23 protein-coding genes are annotated in these 23,317 nt (G+C 58.8%); 9 read left to right on the top strand and 14 right to left on the bottom strand.

The features are described 5' to 3' along the window. The first annotated feature begins 78 nt into the window (after positions 1 to 78). The 5 genes from B0E46_RS09260 to B0E46_RS09245 all read left to right on the top strand — a co-directional run bounded on the left by B0E46_RS09260 (position 79) and on the right by B0E46_RS09245 (position 4,404). Positions 79 to 582, top strand: a complete 504-nt coding sequence (locus B0E46_RS09260) for a TPM domain-containing protein (protein WP_077555485.1) — start codon at positions 79 to 81, stop codon at positions 580 to 582. A 297-nt stretch (positions 583 to 879) separates the two neighbouring features. Beyond that, on the top strand, positions 880 to 1,770 hold the full coding sequence (gene lgt / locus B0E46_RS17320) for a prolipoprotein diacylglyceryl transferase (RefSeq protein ID WP_139350488.1): 891 nt from the start codon (positions 880 to 882) through the stop codon (positions 1,768 to 1,770). 3 nt (positions 1,771 to 1,773) lie between these two features. Beyond that, positions 1,774 to 2,568 carry a thymidylate synthase gene (locus tag B0E46_RS17315; protein ID WP_139350487.1) on the top strand — a complete coding sequence of 265 codons (795 nt, stop codon included), beginning with the start codon at positions 1,774 to 1,776 and terminating at the stop codon, positions 2,566 to 2,568. A 382-nt stretch (positions 2,569 to 2,950) separates the two neighbouring features. Then, on the top strand, positions 2,951 to 3,439 hold the full coding sequence (locus B0E46_RS09250; RefSeq protein WP_077555484.1) for a dihydrofolate reductase: 489 nt from the start codon (positions 2,951 to 2,953) through the stop codon (positions 3,437 to 3,439). Continuing rightward, entirely contained in the window at positions 3,439 to 4,404 is a 966-nt protein-coding gene (locus B0E46_RS09245) for a Nudix family hydrolase (protein WP_254425100.1), read from the top strand. The genes B0E46_RS09250 and B0E46_RS09245 overlap by 1 nt, the downstream gene beginning before the upstream one ends. 77 nt (positions 4,405 to 4,481) lie before the next feature. Here B0E46_RS09245 and coaE read toward each other — a convergent pair whose 3' ends face one another. The 4 genes from coaE to pilB form a co-directional block, all read right to left on the bottom strand. After that, complete coding sequence (gene coaE, locus B0E46_RS09240) at positions 4,482 to 5,117, bottom strand: dephospho-CoA kinase (protein WP_077555482.1); 636 nt, start codon at positions 5,115 to 5,117, stop codon at positions 4,482 to 4,484. Then, positions 5,114 to 5,971, bottom strand: a complete 858-nt coding sequence (locus B0E46_RS09235; protein ID WP_077555481.1) for an A24 family peptidase — start codon at positions 5,969 to 5,971, stop codon at positions 5,114 to 5,116. The genes coaE and B0E46_RS09235 overlap by 4 nt, the downstream gene beginning before the upstream one ends. 198 nt (positions 5,972 to 6,169) lie before the next feature. Next, the gene (locus B0E46_RS09230; protein ID WP_077555480.1) at positions 6,170 to 7,450 is read right to left on the bottom strand and encodes a type II secretion system F family protein; all 1,281 of its coding nucleotides are present in this window, start codon (positions 7,448 to 7,450) and stop codon (positions 6,170 to 6,172) included. Positions 7,451 to 7,590: 140 nt separating this feature from the next. Beyond that, the gene (gene pilB / locus B0E46_RS09225; protein ID WP_077555479.1) at positions 7,591 to 9,312 is read right to left on the bottom strand and encodes a type IV-A pilus assembly ATPase PilB; all 1,722 of its coding nucleotides are present in this window, start codon (positions 9,310 to 9,312) and stop codon (positions 7,591 to 7,593) included. Positions 9,313 to 9,631: 319 nt separating this feature from the next. Between pilB and B0E46_RS09220 the strand changes: the two genes are divergently transcribed. From B0E46_RS09220 to B0E46_RS09205, 4 genes are all read left to right on the top strand, one after another. Continuing rightward, complete coding sequence (locus tag B0E46_RS09220; RefSeq protein WP_077555478.1) at positions 9,632 to 10,486, top strand: glycosyltransferase family 2 protein; 855 nt, start codon at positions 9,632 to 9,634, stop codon at positions 10,484 to 10,486. Positions 10,487 to 10,672: 186 nt separating this feature from the next. Continuing rightward, positions 10,673 to 11,722, top strand: coding sequence for a glycosyltransferase family 4 protein (locus tag B0E46_RS09215; protein ID WP_254425099.1), 1,050 nt, complete (start codon positions 10,673 to 10,675; stop codon positions 11,720 to 11,722). Continuing rightward, complete coding sequence (locus B0E46_RS09210; RefSeq protein WP_077555477.1) at positions 11,723 to 12,649, top strand: NAD-dependent epimerase/dehydratase family protein; 927 nt, start codon at positions 11,723 to 11,725, stop codon at positions 12,647 to 12,649. After that, positions 12,619 to 13,668 carry a glycosyltransferase gene (locus tag B0E46_RS09205; RefSeq protein ID WP_077555476.1) on the top strand — a complete coding sequence of 350 codons (1,050 nt, stop codon included), beginning with the start codon at positions 12,619 to 12,621 and terminating at the stop codon, positions 13,666 to 13,668. The genes B0E46_RS09210 and B0E46_RS09205 overlap by 31 nt, the downstream gene beginning before the upstream one ends. Before the next feature lie 56 nt (positions 13,669 to 13,724). Here the strand turns inward: B0E46_RS09205 and B0E46_RS09200 are convergent, their stop codons facing one another. The 10 genes from B0E46_RS09200 to B0E46_RS09155 all read right to left on the bottom strand — a co-directional run bounded on the left by B0E46_RS09200 (position 13,725) and on the right by B0E46_RS09155 (position 23,317). Beyond that, a complete protein-coding gene (locus tag B0E46_RS09200; protein WP_077555475.1) occupies positions 13,725 to 14,498 on the bottom strand; it encodes a class I SAM-dependent methyltransferase in 774 nt (257 codons plus the stop codon). 19 nt (positions 14,499 to 14,517) lie between these two features. Beyond that, positions 14,518 to 15,540 (bottom strand): glycosyltransferase, encoded by a 1,023-nt coding sequence (locus B0E46_RS09195; protein ID WP_139350486.1) that lies wholly within the window; start codon positions 15,538 to 15,540, stop codon positions 14,518 to 14,520. Between the two features lie 22 nt (positions 15,541 to 15,562). Beyond that, on the bottom strand, positions 15,563 to 17,071 hold the full coding sequence (locus tag B0E46_RS09190) for a lipopolysaccharide biosynthesis protein (protein WP_077555473.1): 1,509 nt from the start codon (positions 17,069 to 17,071) through the stop codon (positions 15,563 to 15,565). Positions 17,072 to 17,226: 155 nt separating this feature from the next. After that, positions 17,227 to 18,444 (bottom strand): aromatic ring-hydroxylating dioxygenase subunit alpha, encoded by a 1,218-nt coding sequence (locus B0E46_RS09185; protein WP_077555472.1) that lies wholly within the window; start codon positions 18,442 to 18,444, stop codon positions 17,227 to 17,229. Positions 18,445 to 18,670: 226 nt separating this feature from the next. Next, a complete protein-coding gene (locus B0E46_RS09180; protein ID WP_168171174.1) occupies positions 18,671 to 19,657 on the bottom strand; it encodes a ketoacyl-ACP synthase III in 987 nt (328 codons plus the stop codon). Further along, positions 19,650 to 20,279, bottom strand: coding sequence for a hypothetical protein (locus tag B0E46_RS09175; protein WP_168171173.1), 630 nt, complete (start codon positions 20,277 to 20,279; stop codon positions 19,650 to 19,652). Before B0E46_RS09175 ends, B0E46_RS09180 begins: the two co-directional genes overlap by 8 nt. Continuing rightward, positions 20,269 to 21,000 (bottom strand): SDR family oxidoreductase, encoded by a 732-nt coding sequence (locus B0E46_RS09170; RefSeq protein ID WP_077555469.1) that lies wholly within the window; start codon positions 20,998 to 21,000, stop codon positions 20,269 to 20,271. Before B0E46_RS09170 ends, B0E46_RS09175 begins: the two co-directional genes overlap by 11 nt. Beyond that, positions 20,993 to 22,033 (bottom strand): aromatic ring-hydroxylating dioxygenase subunit alpha, encoded by a 1,041-nt coding sequence (locus B0E46_RS09165; RefSeq protein ID WP_077555468.1) that lies wholly within the window; start codon positions 22,031 to 22,033, stop codon positions 20,993 to 20,995. Before B0E46_RS09165 ends, B0E46_RS09170 begins: the two co-directional genes overlap by 8 nt. After that, positions 22,023 to 23,084 (bottom strand): ketoacyl-ACP synthase III, encoded by a 1,062-nt coding sequence (locus B0E46_RS09160; protein WP_077555467.1) that lies wholly within the window; start codon positions 23,082 to 23,084, stop codon positions 22,023 to 22,025. Before B0E46_RS09160 ends, B0E46_RS09165 begins: the two co-directional genes overlap by 11 nt. Next, a complete protein-coding gene (locus B0E46_RS09155; protein WP_077555466.1) occupies positions 23,081 to 23,317 on the bottom strand; it encodes a hypothetical protein in 237 nt (78 codons plus the stop codon). Before B0E46_RS09155 ends, B0E46_RS09160 begins: the two co-directional genes overlap by 4 nt.

Raw genomic sequence — 23,317 nt, 5'->3', positions numbered from 1 at the left:
AGGTGGTTTTGGCGGGGGCGGTGGCTTCAGCGGTGGCGGTGGCAGCTTTGGCGGCGGCGGCGCTTCGGGGAGCTGGTGATGGCACGCATGCAGCGAATGCTGACCAATCTGTTCGGCGGCTGGTTTCAGCTGCATCGACGCTTTCCTGCCGCCTTGCTCGACGAGATGACCGCGTCGATCGCCGCCGGTGAACGCAGCCATCGTGGCGAACTCCGTTTCGCGATCGAGTCGCGACTGGCTCCGCTGGCCGTGCTGGATGGCCTCGACGCACCGACCCGTGCACGCCAGGTGTTCAGCCAGCTGCGCGTCTGGGACACCGAGCACAACAGCGGCGTGCTGCTGTACGTGCTGATGGCCGAACATCGCATCGAGATCGTTGCCGACCGTGGCATCGCCGCGCGGGTGACCACGACCGAATGGGATGCGGTCTGTGCACGCATGCGTGGACGCTATGCGCTCGGGCAATGGCGCGAGGGCAGCCTCGAAGGTATCGCTGCGTCGCATGTCCTGCTTGCGCGGCATTTTCCCGGCCACGACCAGACCCGGCCCGACGAATTGCCGGATCGGCCCGTGCTGCTGTAGGGCAGGTGCATAGCGCGTAGCCATAGGTGCCCCATGGCCGCGCTCCGATGCAAACCTGGCCTCAACGTCCGGATGTCTGCCCGACAATCTTGCTGGGCACGGCCCGGCAGGGGGTCTTGCCATGGCTGGCTGGATGCCCGCTCAAAGGTATGCCGATCGGCCTCGATGCGCAGGCATTCCACGTGCGCTGCGGCGCTACGTCACAACTCCCAACTAGGCGAAGCCAAGAAGCAGATCGAAAGAGCGGACGCCCGCGACCGGCTACACTTGGGTTTTGCAAAGATGCGCCAGCTCACCATGTCCCAGCCTTTCATCGTCGATTTCAATCCGGTAGCGTTCCACCTCGGCCCGATCCAGGTGCACTGGTATGGACTGATGTACCTGCTAGGCTTCTTGAGTGTGGCCGTACTGGGGGAATATCGCCGCCGTCGTGGCCGTCTGCCGGTCAGCCGGGATGTGCTGAGCGACCTGTTTTTCTACGGCATGATGGGTGTGATCGTCGGCGGCCGCGTCTGGTACATGCTGTTCTACTACGCCGGTGGCATCCACTGGATCTGGAACGAGCCGCTGGCCCTGTTCAAGGTGTGGGATGGTGGCATGAGCTTCCATGGCGGCCTGCTCGGCGTGCTGGCAGCTGGCTGGTGGTGGTCGCGTCGGCAGCGCCTGCATTTTTTCGACACGGTGGATTTCGTGGCGCCGCTGGTGCCGATCGGGCTGGGTCTGGGCCGACTGGGCAATTTCATCAACGGCGAGCTGTGGGGCAAGCCCACCATGTTGGCGTGGGGCATGCTGTTTCCGAATGCGCGTACGGATGATGTGGCTTACGCCGGCAGCCATCCGGAGTGGTTGGCACAACTGCAACAGCTTGGCGGCCTCACGCGGCAACCGTCCCAGCTGTACGAGCTGGCACTGGAGGGCATCGTGATGTTCGTGGTGTTGTGGCTGGTATCGATGAAGCCGCGGCCGCGTTACCTGGTGTCGGGCCTGTTCGCGCTGATGTACGGCTGTTTCCGCATCGCGGTGGAATTCGTGCGGCTGCCGGATCCGCAGCTGGGCTATCTGGCCTTCGGCTGGGTGACGATGGGGCAGTTGCAGTCGTTGCCGCTGGTCCTGATCGGTGTGTGGCTGATCGCCTGGTCGCGCCGCGCACCCATCTTGCCGCTTGCTCCCGTGGCAGAGAAGGGCTAAGCCATGCGCGCTTATCTCGACCTGCTGCGCCACGTGCTCGAGCATGGCACTGAAAAGACCGATCGTACCGGCACCGGCACGCGTAGCGTGTTCGGCTGGCAAATGCGCTTCGACCTCACCGAAGGCTTCCCGCTGGTCACCACCAAGAAGCTGCACCTGAAGTCGATCGTGCACGAGCTGATCTGGTTCCTGCGAGGCGATACCAACATCGCCTACCTGAAGGAACACGGCGTGCGCATCTGGGACGAATGGGCCGATGCGAACGGCGACCTCGGGCCGGTCTACGGCCAGCAGTGGCGCGCATGGCCGACCGCCGACGGCGGCGTGGTCGACCAGATCCGCTGGGTCGTCGACGAGATCAAGCGCAACCCCGATTCGCGCCGGCTGATCGTCAGTGCGTGGAACGTCGGCGAGCTGCCGAAAATGGCGTTGCTGCCGTGCCACAGCCTGTTCCAGTTCTACGTGGCGGACGGCAAGCTGAGTTGCCAGTTGTACCAGCGCTCGGGCGACATCTTTCTCGGCGTGCCGTTCAACATCGCCAGCTATGCGTTGCTCACCCACATGGTGGCGCAGGTGTGCGGGCTGGACGTGGGCGATTTCGTGCACACGCTGGGCGATGCGCACCTGTACAGCAATCACATCGAGCAGGCGCGGCTGCAGCTGACCCGCGAACCCCGGCCGTTGCCGCGGCTTCAGCTCAATCCCGAGGTGCGCTCGATCCTTGATTTCGGCTACGAGGACATCGCGATCGAAGGTTACGCACCGCTGCCGGCGATCAAGGCTGCCGTCGCCGTGTAGGACGTCCCCGTCCCTGTGGGCACCTTGAAATTATCGTCATTTCTGCGAAAGCAGGAATCCAGTGGCTGAATCCAAACGCACGGGATCCCTGCGTGACCCGCCATTCGGCTGTTGAAGAGCACCTCGCAGGGATGCCGAGAGAAAGCGTGGCTTTTCGCGATTCTCACAGTGGGACCTCCTTCAGCTGGGCGCGAAAGCATGTCGCCACGGTCGCGCGCTCATGCATCGTAAAATTGCCGCTCACCAGACAGGCCACAACCCCGCGTCAGGCGGTCATGCCATCATCTCTGGGATGCAGCACATCCTGCTAAGATTCGGCCATTCGGTAGCGCCAGCCGCAGGCGTGAACCACTCCATCTAACAAGCCTTCCAAGGACTTCACATGGCCATTTCGCTGATTGCCGCACTTGACGAAAACTTCGCCATCGGCCGCAAGGGACAGCTGCCGTGGCATCTGCCGGATGACCTGCGCTGGTTCAAGCAGTTGACCACCGGCAAGAACGTGCTGATGGGCTACAACACCGCGGTGTCGATCGGCCGCGCGCTGCCGGATCGGGTCAACCTGGTGCTGTCGCGCCGGCATGAGGCGCCGTTCCCCGGCCAGATCACGGTGCGCTCGGTGGAGGAGGCGCAGGCCCGCACCGACAACACCGGCCTGATGGTGATCGGCGGCAGCCAGGTGTTTGCCGAAGCGCTGCCGCGGGCAAGGCGCATGTACCTGACCTGGGTCAGCGCGGCGGTCGATGGCGCCGACGCGTTCTTCCCCGGTGTGCATTTCAGCGATTGGGTCGAAGTCTCCCGCGTGCACCACAAGGCCGATGCCGGGCATGCCTACGATTTCGACATGGTCGAATACCTGCGCAACAGCTGATGCCGGCATCAGCCGCGCCCAAGCCGGTGACAATGCATGTGATGGCCGGCGTCCTGCGCGATAGTGCAGGGCGCGTACTGCTGGCGCAGCGTCCACCCGGCAAGCATCTGGCCGGCATGTGGGAGTTTCCGGGCGGCAAGCTCGAACCCGGCGAGACGCCTCTGGCCGCGCTGGCGCGTGAGCTGCACGAGGAACTGGGCATCACCCTGCAACGCGCCGCGCCGCTGATCCGGGTGCCGCGCCACCATATCGATTGCAAGCTGCTGCTGGATACGTGGCGGGTCGATCAATGGGAAGGCACGCCGCAATCGCGGGAAGGCCAAGCGCTGCAATGGCTGCCTCCGGCCCAAGTCGATCCGGCCATCCTCACGTTGGCCGACCGTGCAATCCTGCAGGCATTGCGCTTGCCCCCGCGTTATCCGATCACGCCGGCGGACGTAACGCCGGATCAGCGGGACCGGTGGTTCGGGCGGATCGGTCGGGCGCTCGAACGCGGCGAGCCGATGCTGCAGCTGCGCCTGCCGCTGTGGCCATGCGAACTCGTGCGCGAGCTGGCTGCGGCTTTGCTGCCATTGGCGCGGCGGCATGGTACACAGTTGCTGCTCAATGGCGATATCGATGGCGCACGCGACCTGGGTATCGGCGTTCAGCTCAAGAGCATTCAGCTGTCCACGTTGTCCGAGCGACCGCTGCCACTGCAGCAACTGGTCGGTGCCAGCTGTCACGATGCGGCGCAACTGGCACAGGCGTCACGGATCGGCGCGGACTTCGCGACGCTGTCGCCGGTGGCCGCCACCCGCAGTCACCCGCAGACGCTACCGCTGGGCTGGGCTGGATTCGAGCCACTGGCTGAAGCCGCCGCGTTGCCGGTGTATGCGCTGGGCGGCATGGCCCCCGGGCAAATCAGCCAGGCCCGCCAGCACAGCGCGCAGGGCGTCGCCGGCATCCACGAATTCTGGCCGTAGAAGCGTCCATAACGGTAAACACAGCTGGTCCGAACGGGACTTCCTTCAGTCGTGCCGCAGCGGTCTTTGCGGAAAAGCTATCGCGCTCCGAAGTGCGTTGTGGCGGCGAGTGCCAGATAACGCTGATGCAGCTCGGCAACGGCTTCGTCTAGGGAAGCCTCGTCGCCATCGTTCTCGATCATGTCGTCGGCCAGCGCCAACCGTTCGGCGCGGCTGGCCTGGTGGGCAAGCATGCGCCGGGCCAGCGCCTCGTCGATATTGTCGCGGGCCATCAGTCGCGCGAGCTGCACGGCTTCGGCGGCATCGATCACCAATACGCGATCGACCCAGCGGTAATGCTCGATGTTTTCCGCCAGCAGCGGAATCGCCAGCAGGCAATACGGCCCGCGATCGGCCTGTGCGTGCTCGTGCAACCATTGGCGCACCAGTGGATGGATGATCGTCTCCAGCGTCTGCCGTGCCGCTGGATCGGCAAACACACGCTGGCGCATCGCCGGGCGATCCAGTCGACCCGAGGCATCCAGGATGTCGCCGCCGAAGGCCCTGACCACGGCAGCCAGTCCGGCTGTCCCTGGCTCGATCACGACGCGGGCAGCCACGTCGGCGTCATGCACAGATACGCCCAACGCCTCGAAGCGTCGCGTCACTGCCGTTTTGCCGGCAGCGACACCACCGGTCAAGGCGACGATCATGGCGTGCAGCGGTTCGTTCATCGCAGTCCGGTCAGGTGCATGTAGCCCTGCAGCAGGTCGGGCCCTGCCACGAACCAGACCCAGCCGGCGGCGGCGATGAACGGGCCGAACGGCATCGGAACTTCGCGCTGGTGTCGCTGCAGCACGATCAGGCCTCCGCCGACCAGCGCACCGATCAGCGAGGACAGCAGGATGATCGGCAGCAGCGATACCGGCCCCATCCAGGCGCCCAGCGCGGCGAGCAGCTTGAAATCGCCATAGCCCATGCCTTCCTTGCCGGTGAGCAGCTTGAATACCCAGTACACGCTCCACAGGCTCAGATAACCGATGGCCGCTCCAATGATCGACGTGGGCGCGCTGACAAACATCGGCAGCAACGCCAGCAGCAGGCCCAGCCACAGCAGCGGAAGCGTCAACTGGTCCGGCAACAGTTGGGTGCGAAAGTCGATGCCAGACAGCGCGATCAGGGTCCAGGTGAGTACCAACCCAGCCAGCGCGGGCCAAGATGGGCCGAATTTCCATACGACCAGTGCGCTCAGCACGGCGGTGAGCAGCTCCACCAGCGGATACTGGATCGAGATGCGCATCTGGCAGTAACGGCAGCGTCCGCGCAACAGCAGCCAGCCGAAGAGTGGAATATTGTCCAGCACCGACAGCGGATGCTTGCACTGTGGGCAATGCGAGGGCTCGCGGACAATGCCAGGCGGCATCGGCGCGGCCTCGGCCTCAAGTTCCAGTATGTCGCGCGCTTCCTGTCGCCAGCCGGCTGCCATGCGCTCCGGCAACCGCAGGATGACCACGTTGAGAAAGCTGCCGACCAGCAGGCCGAGTACGCCGGCAAAGGTAATCCACAGGGTGATCGGGAGGTCGGGCATGCGTGGCCTTGTGTTTGGGTTCCCGCTTTCGGGGCGGGCTGGGCTTTAGGGTACGGTTCTTCGTGCGGGAGCGCACCCATGTGCATGATGCACCGATGCTCATTTCTGCGAAGAACAGAACATCGCGCACAGGGAGCATCGCTGCAACAAAAAACGGCGGGCAATGCCCGCCGTCTTTTGTATCGTTCTCGGGATGCGTTAGAACGTGCCGGCGAGCTTGAAGATCGGCAGGTACAACGCAATCACCATGCCGCCGACCAGGGTGCCGAGCACCACCATGATGATGGGTTCGAGCAAGGTGGACAGAGTGTCGACGGCGTTGCTGACCTCTTCCTCGTAGAACTCGGCCACCTTGAACAGCATATTGTCCAGGGCGCCGGATTCCTCGCCGATCGCGGTCATCTGCACCACCATGTTGGGGAACAGGCCTGTCTGCTTCATCGCCAACTGCAACTGGTGGCCTACAGCAATGTCGTCGCGCATCTGCTTGACCGCATCGCCGTAGACAACGCTGCCCGTGGCGCCGGACACGGCGTCCAGCGCCTCCACCAGCGGCACGCCAGCATGGAAGGTGACGCCGAGCGTGCGGGCGAAACGGGCGATCGCCGAATTGCGCACGATGTTGCCCATGACCGGCATCTTCAGCGACATGCGATCGAGGAAATGGGCGAATTTCACCGAGCGTTTCTTGGCAAAAATCAGGGCGACAACGCCGCCGACCACAACACCAATAAACAGCCACCAGTAGCTCTGCATGAACTTCGACGCCGTGACCAGCAACTGGGTCGGCGCGGGCAGCTGGGCACCTGCATCGGCGAAGGTCTTGGCGAACACCGGCACCACGAACAGCAGCATGATCAGGCAAACCAGGAACACCACGACCAGCACCATCATCGGATAGAACAGGGCTTTCTTGATCTTCTTCTTGATCGCTTCCGTGCGTTCCTTGTAGGTGGCGACGGTGTCCAGCACGGTATCCAGCACACCGGATGTCTCGCCGGCATGCACCAGGTTGCAGTACAGCTCATCAAACTGTACCGGGTAGCGGGCGAGTGCCTCGTGCAGCGCCGCACCCCCTTCGATGTTCTGCTTCACGTCCAGCAGAATATTCTTGAAGCGAATGTTCTTCTGACCGTCGGCGATGATGTCGAAGGACTGCACCATCGGTACGCCGGAAGCCATCATGGTGGCGATCTGGCGGCTGAAGACCGCGACATCACCTGGCTTGACCGTGCTGCCGGTGGCGCCGAACAGCGGCTTGGAGCGTTCCCGCACGGTCTGCGGGTTCATGCCCTGGCGGCGCAGCTCGGCCTTGACCAGCGAGGCGTTCTTCGCCGGCATGTCGCCCTTCATGCGCTTGCCGCGCTTGTCCAGCGCCACCCATTCGTAGGTGGTCAATCTGCTGACCTCGGCCCGCTGGGCGCCGAGTGCCTGAGCCTTGTTCGCGTTTGACTTCGCGGTTGCGGTAGCCGTGGCCATGCGCATCTTCCCCCGGTGGTTCAGTCCAGATCCGCCCAAGCTGGCGGCTGACAAATCAGGTACAGCTTATGCTATTTGAGGGCGCCAAACCGTGGCGCCGGACGCAAGTTCAATGCTTTGGGTGCTCTGGACCCATGAAATCACTCCTTGGTGACCCGGTCGATCTCGGTCAGGCTGGTCAGCCCGTTCTTTACCTTGAGCAGGGCCGAGGCGCGCAGATCATTCACGCCGGCGGCGCGAGCCGCGTCGGCGATCTGCAGCGCATTGCCGCCCATCAGGATGATTCTCTGGATCTCTTCCAGCATCGGCATGACCTGGTAAATGCCGACACGCCCCTTGTAGCCCTCGTTGCAACCTTCGCAACCACCGGCTTCGTAAATGGTCAGGCCGGCGTCGATGTCTGCCTGGGAAAAGCCGGCGGCCAAGAGTACGGCAGGCGGCAGATCCTGTGCTTTTTTGCAGTCATGCAGGCGTCGAGCCAGGCGCTGGGCGATGATCAGGGTCACCGAGGAGGTGATGTTGTACGGCGCGATACCCATGTTCATCAGGCGCGCAATGGTCTGCGCAGCATCGTTGGTATGCAGGGTCGACAGCACCATGTGACCGGTTTGCGCGGCCTTGATCGCGATTTCGGCGGTCTCCAGGTCGCGGATTTCGCCGACCATGATCACGTCCGGATCCTGGCGCAGGAACGAGCGCAACGCACTCGCAAAGGTCATGCCGCGCTTCACGTTCTGCTGCACCTGGTTGATGCCTTCAACGCGGATTTCCACCGGGTCTTCCACCGTCGAGATGTTGCGCTCGGCGGTGTTGAGCATGTTCAGGCCGGTGTACAGCGAAACGGTCTTGCCCGAGCCGGTCGGCCCGGTGACCAGCACCATGCCGTACGGCTTGTGGATGGCGTCGATGTAAAGCTTCTGCTGCTCCGGCTCGTAACCGAGTTTCTCGATACCGACCTTGGCCGATGAGCCATCCAGGATACGCAGCACGATCTTTTCGCCAAACAGCGTCGGCAGCGAACTCACGCGGAAGTCGACTGCGCGCGTTTTCGACAGGTTGAGCTTGATGCGGCCGTCCTGGGGAACGCGCTTCTCGGCGATATCCAGCTGTGCCATTACCTTCAGGCGCGAGGCAATGCGGGTGGCCATCTTCATCGGCGGGCTGGCCACGGCGCGCAGCATGCCATCCATGCGCAGACGCACCCGGTACTGGGTCTCGAACGGCTCGAAGTGGATGTCCGATGCGCCGCGACGGATCGCATCGATCAGGATCTTGTTGATGAACTTCACCACCGGCGCATCATCGTTGGCGTTGGCGTCGATGCCGGTCGACTCGACCTCGTCGTCGCCACCTTCCAGATCCAGCCCTTCGAGCTCCTCGCCTCCCATGTCGGGCATGCTGTCGCGCATGCTGTTGAGCAGGCTCTCGATCGTGCGCTGCAGCGAGCCGCGTTCGACCAGGATCGGTTCGACCATGCAGTTCGAGTGGAACTTGATCTCGTCCAGCGCGTGCGACTGCATCGGATCGGCGATGCCGACGAACAACCGCTTGCCACGCCGGAACAATGGCAACGCCTGATGCTTGGTCATCAGCGGTTCGCTGATGAGATCGAGTGGCAACGTGGCAGTGTTGAGGCCGTTCACGTCGATCATCGGCATGCCGAACTCGGCCGAGGCGATCTGTGTCAGCCTGCCGCTATCGACCAGGTTGTGGTCGAGCAGCCATGCCGCCAGCGTGGCCTTGTGCTGGCTGCTGTCGGCCATGGCCTTGCGCACATCGGCTTCCGGCAGCACACCTTCAGACACCAGCCGGCGCGCCATGCCGGACAGACCTGCGAGCGACGGTTGCAATTGGGATGACATAGCTAACTCGACCCTGCCCCTGTATGTGGTTGAATCTACCGCAGTCTGGTCGTCAGGTCATCTTTTGCATGCATACGGCGGCGTTGCAATGGTGCGTCGCACAATAGCGTTGGTGTATGTTTTTTGGTCTCTTCAGAAGCAACTCTCGTGTACGGTAGACATTGATGGCATTGGTCAATTTTGTACAGGTTACGCTCCAGCTAGGGATTCACCGGAGGCATGTCACGAGGCCGCGATTGCAAGCGAAACTACAAACAGTTACTTCAACCACCATCCGGCCTTCAGGCTATGATTCCTGCTCACCTTGGGGAGCCGCCTGTTGAATCGCCTGAGCATCATCCTGCCCGCCAAAAACGAAGCCCCCGCGCTGGCTACTCTGCTGCCACGTCTGCGTGCGTCTCATCCTGATGCTGAAATCATTGTGGTCGATGACGGATCCATCGACGCAACCCGCAGTATCTGCGCAGGTTGTAGCGTGGTCTGCCTGACATCTCCGTATTCGATGGGTAACGGCGCGGCGATCAAGCGCGGCACGCGCGCAGCGACTGGTGACACTCTCATTTTCATGGACGGTGACGGCCAGCACGAGCCAGCCGATATCGCACGTCTTCTCGAGAAGCTGGAGCAGGGCTACGACATGGTGGTTGGCTCCCGCGACTGGGGTAGTCAGGCAGGCGTTGGCCGGGGCGTGGCCAATACCCTCTACAACTGGCTGGCCACACGCATGACAGGCCATCAGGTGGCTGATCTCACTTCTGGTTTTCGCGTTGTTCGCGCGGACAAATTCCGCGAGTTCATCCATCTGTTGCCGAATGGCTTCAGTTATCCCACCACCAGCACGATGGCGTTCTTCCGCAGTGCCTATCCGGTGGCTTACGTGCCGATCAAGGCCGCCCAGCGCATCGGCAAGAGTCATATCAAGCCACTGCGCGATGGCCTTCGCTTTCTGCTGATCATTTTCAAGATCGCCACTTTGTACTCGCCGCTAAAGTTGTTTGTGCCAACCAGTGCGCTGTTCTTCCTGCTCGGCTGCGCGAATTACGCTTGGACTTTCGCGCATGACGGCCGTCTCACCAATGGCAGTACCTTGCTGTGGAGCGCCGCGGTCATTGTGTTTTTGATTGGTCTCGTCTCAGAGCAGATCACGGCATTGACCTATCGGCACGACAAATAGCTGCGTCATCAACGCTGTCGGTCAAACCTGAGCGACTGGCTTCCGTAGAGGGCTTTCGTCAACAAGATTCTCTGCATACCTCTTCTGATGTCCGTCCTGTGCCAAAGCAAGGTTTCCTCTTCGATGCGCGTACTTCTCATCAGCACTTCATATCCCCGGAATATTTCCGACTGGCGCGGAATATTCATGCGACACCTGGTCGCAGCGCTTGCTCGTGCATCATCGATCAAGCTCAGCGTGTGGGCACCACCTGGAGAACTTCCCGAACAGGCGACAACCGCCGTTGCACAGGAAGATGCTGACTGGTTGGCTCAGCTCATGGTTGCCGGCGGGATATCGCACATGATGCGCAGTGGCGGGTGGCGCGTATGGTTCGCTCCCCTTCGTCTTTTGCACATGATCGGCAAAGCGTATCGCGGTCACCCAGAAGTGGATATCTATCACATCAACTGGTTGCAATGTTCGTTGCCTCTTCCTCGCAATCGAAAACCGGCGCTGATTACCGTACTGGGCAATGACCTCAAACTCCTGAAACTGCCATTCATGCGAGCTCTGCTGCGCAGGGTCATGAAGCGGCGCAAGGTGGCCATCTGTCCTAACGCGGACTGGATGAGGCAGACGCTGGATGAGGCATTTGGAGATATTGCCGAGATATGCCCGGTTTCATTCGGCATCGATCCAAGCTGGTATGCAATCAAGCGTGAATCCAACATCAAGCAACCCCATCGTTGGCTGGCCGTCACCCGTCTGACTGTGAACAAGCTAGGGCCATTGTTCGATTGGTCGGAAAAATTTTTTCAGGATGGCGTTCGCGAATTGCACTTATTCGGACCAATGCAGGAGGGGATTCAGGTGCCAGAGTGGGTCCATTACCATGGGCCGGTCACGCCGGAGCAGCTTGTGTCCGAATGGTTCCCCTCGGCATGTGGCTTGATTACCCTGAGTCGCCATGCCGAAGGGCGGCCGCAAGTCATGCTGGAAGCCATGGCGGCTGGTCTTCCCATCATCGCTTCGAGGATGCCGGCGCATGCCGGCATTGTCTTCGATGGGGAGACCGGGATGCTGTGTGATGACACCGATGGCTACGGCACAGCGCTGCTCGAGCTGGAGAATACGTTGACCAATCGACGCATGGGAGACGCTGCGCGGCGTTGGGCTGCCAGCGAAATCGGTACTTGGGATGATTGCGCCAATCGCTATGTCCAGATCTACAACCGGCTACTTGGAACATCCTGAATGACGGGCTCGATCCTTGTACTCGGCGCAGGCGGCTTCATAGGACAGCAACTGGTCCGGAGTCTGGTTCATCACGGCGAGCAGGTGACCGCAGCTAGCCGACGCCATGTCGAGTTTGACGCCGCTAACGTCGAGACGCTCGTTGGCGCATTGTGCGAACCGGAGGACTTCGCGCCATTGGTCGCTCGTGCTCGAGCGGTGGTGTACCTGGCATCAACGTCAACTCCCGGAAGTTCCGTTGCTCGGCCGATGGAGGACGTGATTGGCAATCTTCTTCCGCTCACTGCGATGCTGCAGGCGTTGCAGGATCGTGCTGACGTCGATCTTCTGTATCTGTCCTCGGGTGGGACGCTCTATGCGTCGGCTGGTGAAGGCATGTCGAGTGAGGCGATGCATGTGCGCCCACTCTCCTATCATGGCGCGGGCAAGATTGCCGCGGAATATTTCATCTCTGCATGGTGCAGCCAGTACTCGCGAAAAGCGACGATCGTGCGACCTTCAAATGTCTATGGCCCAGGCCAGTCTGAGCGCGTGGGATTCGGTATCGTTCCCACTGCGTTGGGCAAAATTCAGCGCAATGAAACATTGCATGTGTGGGGTGATGGCTCGGCAGTTCGCGACTATTTGTACATCGATGACTTGGTAAGATTGATCACAGCTATCCTCGCCAAACCCATGCCAAAGGGTGCGCGTGTCATCAACGCCTGTAGTGGCAAGGGAACAAGCTTGAACGAACTGTTCGCGGTGCTGGAGGCAGTGACCGGTACAGCGTTGCTCTGCAGTTACGAAACAAGCCGCTCCGTGGATGTGTCACGCGTCGTGATGGATCCAACCTTGGCTAAGCAGGAATACGACTTTTCGGCCGCAACGCCATTGCATGAAGGATTGAGGCGGACATGGGTCTGGTGGAACAGCACCACGCGCTGAATCCACCGGAGCGCCCGGTGTGTTCCGTCTGCATCGCTAACTATAACGGTGCGGCGCTTCTGGATGACTGCTTGGCCTCGGTTTTGTCGCAGCAGGGCGACATCAGCATCGAGATCATCGTTCATGATGATTCTTCAATAGATGATTCAGTTGCCTTGCTGCGTGCGAATTACCCTCAAGTAGAGGTGCTCGCAAGTCGTGAAAATGTCGGCTTCTGCATAGGCAATAATCGCATGGTGGCGCATGCGCGCGGAGAATTTGTTCTCCTTCTGAATAATGACGCGGCGCTGTGTCCCGATGCTCTCCTCACGCTGATTGAGGCTGCACGTGTACAGTCCTCGGCAGGCATATTGACCTTGCCTCAGTATGATTGGGAAACCGGTGTGCTGGTTGATCGTGGTTGCCTGCTCGACCCGTTCTATAACCCGGTGCCGAACCTCGATCCTGATCGCTCTGATGTTGCGATGGTGATCGGAGCCTGCCTGTTCTTGCCCCGCGCGCTGTGGAGCGATCTCGGCGGTTTCCCTGAATGGATGGGCTCGATCGCGGAAGATATGTATTTGTGTTGCCTTGCCAGACTGCGTGGCTTATCTATACGTGTTACCTCCGATAGCGGTTATCGCCATCGTCAGGGCAGCAGTTTTGGCGGCGGTCGTGTGGATGCCGGCCGGCTGCAGACCACCTTTCACCGGCGGCGGCTGAGCGAACGGAACAAGACGGCAGTAATGTTGATCTGCACTCCGAGCTTGCTGGTCTGGCCACTGCTTGTAACGCATGTCATCGAGCTTGCTGTTGAGGGCGCGGCCTTGACTTTGCTCAGATGGGACGCGCAGATCTGGCAACAGATTTACGCACCAACGTTTGCATATATCGCCGGTGAACTAGGTTCGTTACGTAGACGCCGGAAACAGGTTCAACTTGCTAGCCGGACAAGCTTGCGCGAATACATGCGCTGTATGGTGCTGTTTTCACGCAAGCTGAGCATGCTGCTTCGGTATGGTGTGCCGACTCTGAAATAAGCTTGCGATGCAGCGTCGACCGACCGTTAGCCGATCGAGTGGGATAACACCAGTCGTCAGCGTTCCGGTCGACGGAATAAAAACAGCGGCTCATCTGGGTTGATTCCGAGCGCAGTAGCATCGACATCGGGCAGCAGCTCATCGTGTTGGCGTACGCATGAGAGCAGCCCCGCTGATGCGAAGCGCGCGAAAATATCCCGTCCGAACAGGCGTACATGGTCGCATTGCCCGTAAGCCTGCAATCGCGCAGCATCATTGTCGATGCCGGGGTCCTGCCAAGTGTGATGTAGTTTCGCACTGAATGGTGTTTGCAGGATGGCGTATCCACCCGGCTTGAGCACGCGGCGGATTTCACCCAGTGCCCTCAAATCATCATCCACATGTTCCAGTACGTGGTTTGCGATTACGAGGTCAAACGACTGGTCTTCGAACTGCATCTCAAGCATGTCGACGCGCTGGATATCCTGCGTACTTGGATAGAGATCGCAAGGCACGTAATGGGCCGGATTGTGGTCTTTGATGCGCCGGGCGAGCCGCTTCTCCGGCGCGAAATGCAGCACCGACATGTCGCGCATGTCCGTTAACAGCCCCGTCTTCTCCAGGTACATCAACAGATGTCGTTCGCGGTCGTGAGCACCGCAACGCGGGCACTCAAATTGATCAGGATTGCTGCCAACCCCGCCGAGTACCCGCATCAGCTCTGGTACGCCAGTGGAGCCACGCAAGTATGGCATGAAGCGCCATACCCGGCGACCGCACATCACGCAGTGACAATGGCCGCCGGGCAGCCATCCTGCAAGCACGTATTTAGCCAGTTTGACTGGGTTCATCGTATTCCTTTGCAGCGAGCTAGCGGCGGTACAACACCTTGATTGGGCGTCCTTGCGCGTCTTTGCGGACGCGCCCGATCAATTCTTTATATGCAATACGGATGACGGAGCTTGCGACGAGTAAACCTGTTCGGATAGCACCATATGGTGAAGCGGCGAAGGCTTTCGGTGCCCACTCCCGCAAGAGTGAAAAATGTCGCAAGCGCAGCATGCGAAAGATCACTCGACGCAAGAAATCTGCGATGCCATACGCGAGGTCGCGATCGGTGATCAGTTCACGAGGCACGCTCATAATCGCTTCCCAATAGAGCTGCCGCACGCGGTTGTTGTCGAGTGCAATCATGGATCCAATGGAGCCGACTCGATAAATCGTCAGTGGCTCCGAGATTTGCGCCAGGAAACCAGTTCGCGCCAGCAAGAGATGTCCGCGATAGTCGATTGCGGGTACGCTTATTCTAGGCAGTGCGTTGTGTGACGCAGCTCGATAGACCACTGAACTGTTATTGAGGAAATTTCCCCGGCGCAGCAGAGCGCCCAGATCGAACCGTTCGTTTCCGACATCATTGAATATGCCAATGTTGTTGCCGTCCTGATCAACCGCCAACGCATTGGTATACACCGCAGCACAGGAAGGGTTTTTTCGAAGATATTCGACTTGTCGTGCCAATTTGCCAGGTAGCCAATAATCGTCGCCGTCGAGATAGGCGTGAAACTCACCGCGTGCGGCAAGCAGAATGCGTCGATGGTTCAACGATGGACCGACGTTCTTGTCTCCCACAAACACGCGAATTATTTGCGGGTGTTCATGCTGGTAACGCAGGGCAATTTCGCGGGTATTGTCTGGTGAGCAATCTTCGCCAATCAGCAACTCGATTGGTGTGTCTGTCTGTTGCGTCAGTACACCTTCGATGGCCTGTGCCAAGTAGGGACCGTGGTTGTAAGCGAGCATCAGCACGCTTACGACGGGATTCTCGATCAGCAACGTGGTATCACTGACCTCTAGGTAACTTTCGGGTGCCGCATTTTCAGGTGATTCCTTCACGCTGTATCGCCTTGCCTACTGTTCATAGGATGGCTGCTCCTTTGGACTTGTTCCTTAGCGTTTGTACTACTGATAGCAATCCGCTCAGCGCCGCATTGCGCGTGAGGATCGCCAGCAGCACGTACATAGCCGCGGCCGCGGCTATGGCGCCAAGCATGGGAATTGGTCCGGGACGGGTCCAGTGCAGTATCACCCAGCCCACGCCAGCCGCCACTAGCGACAGCGCGAATGTTGCTGTCTGGTCGAGCAATTGCATTAGAGCGCCATAACCGAGTAGTTTTTTCGAATAGTAGGCGTTAACGGCTACGCCAAAGAATCCGGAGACAAATACTGCCCAGGCAATGGCAATAGGACCCCAGTGCGCAGAGGCCGTGATCAAGATGATGCTTGCGAGTTGTTTGACGACTTCCACACGCAAAAGCAGATCTGACCTGCCTTGCGCACCGATAGCGGCGAGGTTGAGTACATGTATGGGCCACAATGCCGCACTCAGGGAGAGAATACTCAGAATGGGCGCCGCAGGAACCCAACGTGTGCCGTAAAGCAATTCAATCAGTGGCTTGGCGACCAGTGCAATGCCGACCATGCAAGGGAAGAACAGGAACATCACCATGCGCAGGGATGTGCGGAAAGCCGAGCGCAGTTTGGCCTGATCCTGCGCAATCGTGGAAAAAACCGGCAGGCCGACTCGCTTGAGTATGCCGTCAATCAGTGAGGCTGGTGCTTGTTGTGTGTTCTGAGCGATCGTGTATAACCCCAACGTGCTTGCGTCAAACAGTTTGCCGATCCACAGCGACTGCAGGCGCCCGGCGGCAGCATTCAGTAGCCCAGTGAGTAGCATGTATCCACCGAAGCCAAACAGGCTGCGGAAGGATGTACCACGGTAGCGGCCCTGTGGTCGCCAGCCCGAATACACCCACAAAAGAAGTCCACGTACACCGATCGAAACAATACTTTGCCAAGCCAGGCTCCATACACCAAATCCCCGCAGCGCCAGTATCACCGCGACGGCGCCGGAGCAAAGCGATGCGACCACTTCTGCGCGGGCGCGTGCCTTGAAGTTGAGTCTCATTGTCAACAGCGCATCGGGTACCGCCGCGAATGCGCCAAGCGGCAACACCAGTGCCATTACGCGTGTCAGATCGACTAGTTTCGGCTGATTGAAGAAAGCCGCAATGGCCGGGGCGGTGAGCACCAAGATGCCCGCTGTGACGATGCCGATACAGAGGGTGAAGATGAATACGGTAGTTTCGTCATCCACCGTGGTGTGCTGGCGTTGAATCAAGGCGGCACCAAAGCCGGAATCGACCAGTAGGGTTCCGATGCTGGTGAAGACCAGCAGCATCGCGATCAGACCGAAGTCACCCGGCGTCAGCAACCGCGCCAGCACAACCATGACGAGAAACTGCACACCGTAGCGCGCCAGGATTTCCAGCGTGCTCCACCAGGCGGCGCTCGTCGCGCGTGCGGCTAGGGAGGGCATGACATCATAACGGTGGTTCTTCAAAGGTGGCCCAGAAAATCTCGGCATGGGAGGATGCACGGATGCTTTCAGCAGCAGAGTTTAGAAAAGGCGCTGACGCGCCCCCTGTTGCGTACAGCCTCGTAGCCGATGAGCAGACATCGCTAACAATGGTGACATGATTTGTGCTGTTGCTTGGGATAGGCTGTTGGAAAGGTTGATCATCACGAAGGACGGGCTGCTTCATGCGCTGCCATCGCTTCGAGGTAGAAAGTCTGGAACCGATGCACTTTGTGTTCGTCTTCACTGAGCAGCCCGCTTGATAGAAGCGTTGCGCCCTTATTGTGGAGGCCACGCTGCACGGCTTCATTGGCTAAGACATCTTCGTCCACGATGATCCTGGTGAAGTTAGCGTCCGTCGCTTGCCGCCACCTCATCAATGCTTTCTCGATGAGATTGAGGTTCTGCAGCCCCGGTGCCCAATTGCGCACCCGGACTCGGGTTCTTTCCGCAGATAGGGGCGTGTAAACGAGTTCTGTCGCCAAACCTAAACCGGAAATGGCGAAGTTGAAGCACGGGAATATTCCGAAATGCACTGCCCCCCCGGCTCGCGAAAACAAGCCGGGATTCAGCTTGCGACGCACGCCGTCGTTGGCCATGTTTCTTGCAGGCCGTATAATGGACAGCAGAATGCGTTGCAGCAACGTGCGCAACGTGACTGGTGGCGGCGTGGGTGCCACAGCGGCGATGCTCTCGGCGCGGTAAACAATATGTGGCGGAGCGACAAGCTCGTCCACCTGTCGCAGGGAGGCTAGCTGCTTATAGTTCATTCCCTTGCCGAAACTGCGCGGGTGGACGGCAACGATATGGTACAGCTCCAGCGTGTTCTGGATAACCACTTTCCAGTTCGCCTCGATGGTGTATTCAAATTCCCGAACAACCTTGATCAACGATTCGCTGGCGGCTTGCATGGCCGGGTAGGTCGCGCCAAGAAATTCCCTTAGGCTTTGTCCTTCACGGGCCAGCCGCACGAAGACCAAACCGCCACAGCGATCCACCGCCCAGCGTTCCAGGGCCAGTTTCTCGATGGCGCCCGGGTCGGCGAGTTCAGAAAATTGATTCCTGAGCGGAATACCGCGCGGCACGCCTTCCTTGTTGTAAGTCCAGTGGTGGTAAGGGCATTGCAACGGTCCATGCCCACACGGTTTGGAGCGAATGGCGCTGAAGCGATGGCTGCATACATTGCTGAAGGCGCGCAACTCGCCGGCAAAGTTCTGTACTACTACCTCACGCCCCGCGATATTCGCCAGTATCCAGTCGTTGGGTTGTGCCAGTTGCGCAGCATGACCAGCGTATTGCCAGAGCTTGGAAAAAATCTGCTCGCGCTCCGCCTGCCAGATTTCGGCCGACAGGTAATATTCCGGATTCAGCAGGTTTTGCATAGCGAACGACTCGGCAGAAAATTTGGGGAAAGCGCGTTACATAGGATGAATGCCAGCAGTGTTGCAATTCGTGCGGCAACGCCTTGGGTCGTCTGTGCCGAAGCATGCATGACATCCGGTGTGTGAACTCACGGTCTCCCAGGTCCATTGCATCGCACCGGAACGAAAATACACAGCAGACAGGAAATCATTGGCTCAATCCGATCTTCTCGATCGACACTGTTAATCAGGTATCGGATCCCATCGGTGCGACGCGCTCCAGCAATGCAACGCCCCACGACAGTCCCACGCCAAAGCCCATGGCGAGAACCAACTCGCCGTTCCTCAAATTCACCTGCTGTTCCATCATGAGCAGCGGTATGGATGCGGAGACGGTGTTGCCCAATTCCGCACAGTTCTGCGGGACCTGTTCCGCGCGTAGCCCCATCTTGTGCGCTAGCTTGCCGATGACGAAACTGTTGGCTTGGTGGAAGGCGAACATCCGGATGTCACTGACCTCCAGGCCATTGTGCTTGAGCGCTTCGTTAACGGCTTCGGGAACCACGCGTAATGCGAAGGACAGGATGCCCGGGCCATTCATGTAAATGCCCGGTTTAAAGTCTTCGTTCGGCCGGATGGCCGACCCGTAAGCAATGAAGTCTCCGTAGCCGGTGCCGTCCGAATAACAGCGTGAGTAGAGCAAACGAAAACCGGCGCGTTGGGTCGAGAACGACGAAGCCGTAGCCGCATCGCCGAATAGGACTCGGGTGGTCAGGTCGTCCGGCCGGATCAGGCGCGTATAGCAATCGGTATTTACCAGGATCGCCTGCTGGAAGGCGCCACCGCGGATCATCGCGCTGATCAAGTGGGCGCCATAGATAAACCCCGAGCAGCCTTGATTGATGTCCGTCGCGTAGCAGGTCTGTGCGAAGCCAAGCTTGCCGTGCACCAGCGAGGAAACGCCCGGAATTAGGTGATCGGGCGTTTGCGTGCATACGACCAGGGCACCGAAATCGGTCGCGCTGGCACCCCTTCGGCGCAGAAGCCTTTGCGTTGCGCGCAGTGCCAGGTCGCTGGTGTATTCGCCGTCTGCGACAACCGGGCGGCTGTAAACGCCCGTCTTCTTGACGATGCGCTCGCAATCGGCAGCGGTTTGCCCCAGCGTTTGAGGGTCGTTGCATTCGGTTCTTGAGCCGAGTGCGGATTCGATCAGGTTGAGATAGATCTCAGTCATGCGGCTTGCCGTAGGCGATGACCTTGGCGGGCGAACCGAAAACAGTGGTGTAGGGCGCAACATCCTTGATGACGACTGATCCCGCGCCGACAACAGCACCTTTCCCAATGCGTACCTTGGGAAGAACGACTGCGTGGGGATGCACAGTGCATAGATCCTCGAGTACAGCGTATCCACCAACGAATGCATGAGCACTGATGGTGATGCCATCTCCCAGAACGACATCATGACCGAGAACCGCCAGCGTCTGGATCAGCACGTCGGACCCGATTTGGGTGTCGTTGGATAGGCTGCAGGAGCCAAGAATCAAACAATTGATCAAATCCGCCGTCGGCGTGACCGACTGGACGGTCGGGCTGGTGATGGAGGTAAATTGAGCGCCCCGCGAAGCGAGCATTGATCTGATGCGATTCCTGGCGGTGCCGTCACCGAAGCAGGTGATGTACCGGGCGGCAGCAGTCGGGACGTGGTCAGTGATTTTTCCGAGGATGTTTGCACCAGACTTTTCGTCGTCGATGTGGCCGATGACATCGTAGGGTAAGTCGTAGCGTTTGATGCCAGCTGCAACCTCACGACCCATGCCACCAGCGCCGACAATGATGAGCGGTGTTTTACTGGGCACTGCAACCACCATCGATGACCATATTGGTTCCAGTGATAAACGAGGCTGCGTTTGAAAGAAGAAACCGGATAGGACCGGTCACTTCCTGCAGGGTGGCATAACGCCCACCGAGCGGATATCTTGCTTTGTCAGCGTTGCTGGCTTCAGTGGACATATAGCCCAAGCCGCTCGTCATTTCACTCGCGACCATGCCCGGCGAAACGCAGTTGACGCGAATGGAATATTTTGCCAATTCCAATGCCAAGGTTTTGGCGCAACCGACGAGCGCTGCTTTGCTGGCGGCATAGGATGCCGATCCGATCAAGCCTGTTACTGGCCCAAGAATCGAAGACAAGAGCACGATGGACGCGCCGGCATTGAAATTTCGGTTCTTCAGAAGCTCGGCAATGAGAGCCAATGGCGCAGTCAAATTGGTGCGCATGATATTTTCGTGTTTGATAACAGAAAAATATCGCATCAATGTCGTCTCGTAGATTCCCGCCGAGCAGACCAAGCCGTCGATCTTCTCGCCAAGGTCGAACTTGGATTGGTAGGATTCCATATCCGTGAGATCGGCATTGATGCTGCGAACATCCCCGGACAACCTTGACAGCTCCAGGAGCCTTTCGGTGTTACGTCCGACGGCAACGACACGAGCACCTTCATCCAGCAGTTCAAGACAGAGCTGATGGCCAATACCGGATGTTGCCCCGGTGACCAGTATCGTCTTTCCACTAAACATGGCGCATGTAACGCTCGTAATTGGATTGGAAGTTGATGACCCTGGCTTCCAGATTGCTTTTATCCTGCAACTGGTAGGCGGCCGTGGTGGATTGCAGGCCGATCTGGCAGCTTTCCACGATTGTCTTGTCCTCAGTCAAAGTATTCTGGGTGAACTCTACGGCGGCATCCCGTAAAGCTTTGCGTATGGTTTCGTTCTGCCTCAACAACAGCTCCTGCTCAAACAGACACCATTCCAATCGAGTGTGATTCGGTCCGCTGGGAACGAAATGACCGATGTAGCCGATATGGTCGTTACCATTGGAGATGAATACGTTTGGAAAAATATAAGTGTGGCCGTATTGAAGTCGAGTGCCTTTGACAATCGTTGAAAGTCGGTTGCTTCGTGGATTTGAAGTGGCCGCTATCAGGGTTCCCCAGCATGCGTAGTCGTCGCATGACCATTGATAGTCAGAGTTCGATGTTATCCCGGTCGGGACAAAGGTCTGGGAATGCACAGCGCTGATGTGATACCCCTCTAGTACATTCTCAACTAGCAGTTTCCAGTTGCACTGATGGTCAATATAGGATTGATAATATGGTTGCGAATACCTGATTGACAGCTCGTTCATGACCGCGGAAACCTTCGTTGTATCTAGGTCATCCTGTCCAATGAACACCAAGCCGCCTTCTACGTTGACCCGCCAGGCGTGCAACTGGGTACGCTTCAAACATGCCATGTCTATCTTTGGGGCGTGACTCAATGCGCCGTTGGAATCGTATGTCCACGCGTGGTAGGGGCAGCGAAAAGGCCTGATGCCTGTTCCTTCGGGATCGATCAGCGCGCCCCGATGCAGACAGACATTGCTGAATGCCTTGATGCCATCAAGTGTGCGACGGATCGTGATCGGCTCGCGGCCGAGCTGAATGGTCTTGTAGGAATCAACTTCGGAAAAATCTGCGATGGTGCCGACGAAAAGGCGGCGATTGAAGAGATGCGTCACCTCTTCGTGAAAGATCGCGGCATCGTAGTAAGCCTTGGGGTCAATAGACATTGTCGGTTTCTATGACAGGCAGGATAGTGTGAGCATGCATCGATAGAATGCAGGTGCCCCAGGACAGGCCAACCCCGAAACCGCACAACGCCAGCTGACGCACCTTGTCAAATTGATCAGCATGGGCGCAAAGCGTGATGGGAATGGAGGCCGAACTGGTGTTTCCGTATTGCGCCAATGTCGAGAGTGCTTGGTCTGGCCTGAATCCGGCTTTCTTGGTGATCGTGTCATTGATCATCTTGTTGGCTTGGTGCAGGACCAGGAAGTCGACTTGATCTGGTTTGTGTTTACTTGCTTCAAGTGTGCGCTGAATACTGGAGGGCACCTTCGCGATGGCGAAGCTGAAGATGTCGGCTCCCCGCAAGATCAAGTTATCCGGGTAGCGCATGATGCCGTCACTGCCGAGCTCCATCTGTACAGCTTCATCAGTTCGTGGCCGGCGAGAGGATAATGTTCCGCTTGGGACGATGATGGCATCCTTGCCAGCGCCATCGGACATCAGATCAAAAAGCATCTCTGGGGCGTCGTCCTGCAATTCCAGTGCGGTGGCAGAGCCAGCATCGCCAAACAACGGCCATGCCGACTTGTCATGAATGGCGCAGCTTCGACTTGAGATATCTCCAATCAACAGGAGCGCGCGCTGAATCGATAACGACTTCATCATCGAGGCGACGATGGCGATCCCGTAGGGATAGGCTGAGCAACCCAGATTCACGTCGAATGCAATGCATGCCTGGGAAAGCTTGAGCTTATCCTGCAATATGACCGCGGTTGCCGGAACAGGATAGTCGGGGCTTTGGGTCACCAGAATAAGAGCGCCGATGCTCTCACGGGCCCATCCGGCATGTTCAATCGCCTGATCAGCAGCGAAGGCGCATAGATCAGACGCACATTGCTTGCTATCCACAATCCTGCGTTCAGCGATGCCCGTGACCTTCTGAAAGCGATGACGCTCCTCAGGAGTCAGGAATTCATAGTCTTGCGTTCGCGCAACGCTTTTCGGTACGGCGGCGGCAACTGCGCGGACTGCTATGCCGGGTATGGCTTTCATGTGTTAGCCACTTTCCCTTCGACAATTTTCCAGAGATTGCCGATTGTGCGGCTGGACTCAATATCCTGGCCGCTGAGTGCGACATTGAAGTCGGCATCAGCCATCGCAATGACGGCCAATGTGTTCAACGAATCCCAGACATCGAGCGTTTTATATTCGGTCTCAGCACTCAAGCTTTCCGGTTCAACTTCGATGGCAAAGGCAAACTTGTCGATGAAGGTTTCAATGTTCAC

The organism is Rhodanobacter sp. B04, from assembly GCF_002001125.1.
Lineage (GTDB): Bacteria > Pseudomonadota > Gammaproteobacteria > Xanthomonadales > Rhodanobacteraceae > Rhodanobacter.
The sequence above is the reverse complement of the archived record's forward strand: the minus strand, read 5'-3'. Positions and strand labels throughout refer to the sequence as shown.

Bases quoted from the DNA above. Each gene is read 5' to 3' on its own strand.
- B0E46_RS09260 (WP_077555485.1), top strand. From the start codon at position 79: ATGGCACGCATGCAGCGAATGCTGACCAATCTGTTCGGCGGCTGGTTT.
- lgt (WP_139350488.1), top strand. From the start codon at position 880: ATGTCCCAGCCTTTCATCGTCGATTTCAATCCGGTAGCGTTCCACCTC.
- B0E46_RS17315 (WP_139350487.1), top strand. From the start codon at position 1,774: ATGCGCGCTTATCTCGACCTGCTGCGCCACGTGCTCGAGCATGGCACT.
- B0E46_RS09250 (WP_077555484.1), top strand. From the start codon at position 2,951: ATGGCCATTTCGCTGATTGCCGCACTTGACGAAAACTTCGCCATCGGC.
- B0E46_RS09245 (WP_254425100.1), top strand. From the start codon at position 3,439: ATGCCGGCATCAGCCGCGCCCAAGCCGGTGACAATGCATGTGATGGCC.
- coaE (WP_077555482.1), bottom strand. From the start codon at position 5,117: ATGAACGAACCGCTGCACGCCATGATCGTCGCCTTGACCGGTGGTGTC.
- B0E46_RS09235 (WP_077555481.1), bottom strand. From the start codon at position 5,971: ATGCCCGACCTCCCGATCACCCTGTGGATTACCTTTGCCGGCGTACTC.
- B0E46_RS09230 (WP_077555480.1), bottom strand. From the start codon at position 7,450: ATGGCCACGGCTACCGCAACCGCGAAGTCAAACGCGAACAAGGCTCAG.
- pilB (WP_077555479.1), bottom strand. From the start codon at position 9,312: ATGTCATCCCAATTGCAACCGTCGCTCGCAGGTCTGTCCGGCATGGCG.
- B0E46_RS09215 (WP_254425099.1), top strand. From the start codon at position 10,673: ATGCGACACCTGGTCGCAGCGCTTGCTCGTGCATCATCGATCAAGCTC.
- B0E46_RS09210 (WP_077555477.1), top strand. From the start codon at position 11,723: ATGACGGGCTCGATCCTTGTACTCGGCGCAGGCGGCTTCATAGGACAG.
- B0E46_RS09205 (WP_077555476.1), top strand. From the start codon at position 12,619: ATGGGTCTGGTGGAACAGCACCACGCGCTGAATCCACCGGAGCGCCCG.
- B0E46_RS09200 (WP_077555475.1), bottom strand. From the start codon at position 14,498: ATGAACCCAGTCAAACTGGCTAAATACGTGCTTGCAGGATGGCTGCCC.
- B0E46_RS09190 (WP_077555473.1), bottom strand. From the start codon at position 17,071: ATGCCGAGATTTTCTGGGCCACCTTTGAAGAACCACCGTTATGATGTC.
- B0E46_RS09185 (WP_077555472.1), bottom strand. From the start codon at position 18,444: ATGCAAAACCTGCTGAATCCGGAATATTACCTGTCGGCCGAAATCTGG.
- B0E46_RS09180 (WP_168171174.1), bottom strand. From the start codon at position 19,657: ATGACTGAGATCTATCTCAACCTGATCGAATCCGCACTCGGCTCAAGA.
- B0E46_RS09170 (WP_077555469.1), bottom strand. From the start codon at position 21,000: ATGTTTAGTGGAAAGACGATACTGGTCACCGGGGCAACATCCGGTATT.
- B0E46_RS09165 (WP_077555468.1), bottom strand. From the start codon at position 22,033: ATGTCTATTGACCCCAAGGCTTACTACGATGCCGCGATCTTTCACGAA.
- B0E46_RS09160 (WP_077555467.1), bottom strand. From the start codon at position 23,084: ATGAAAGCCATACCCGGCATAGCAGTCCGCGCAGTTGCCGCCGCCGTA.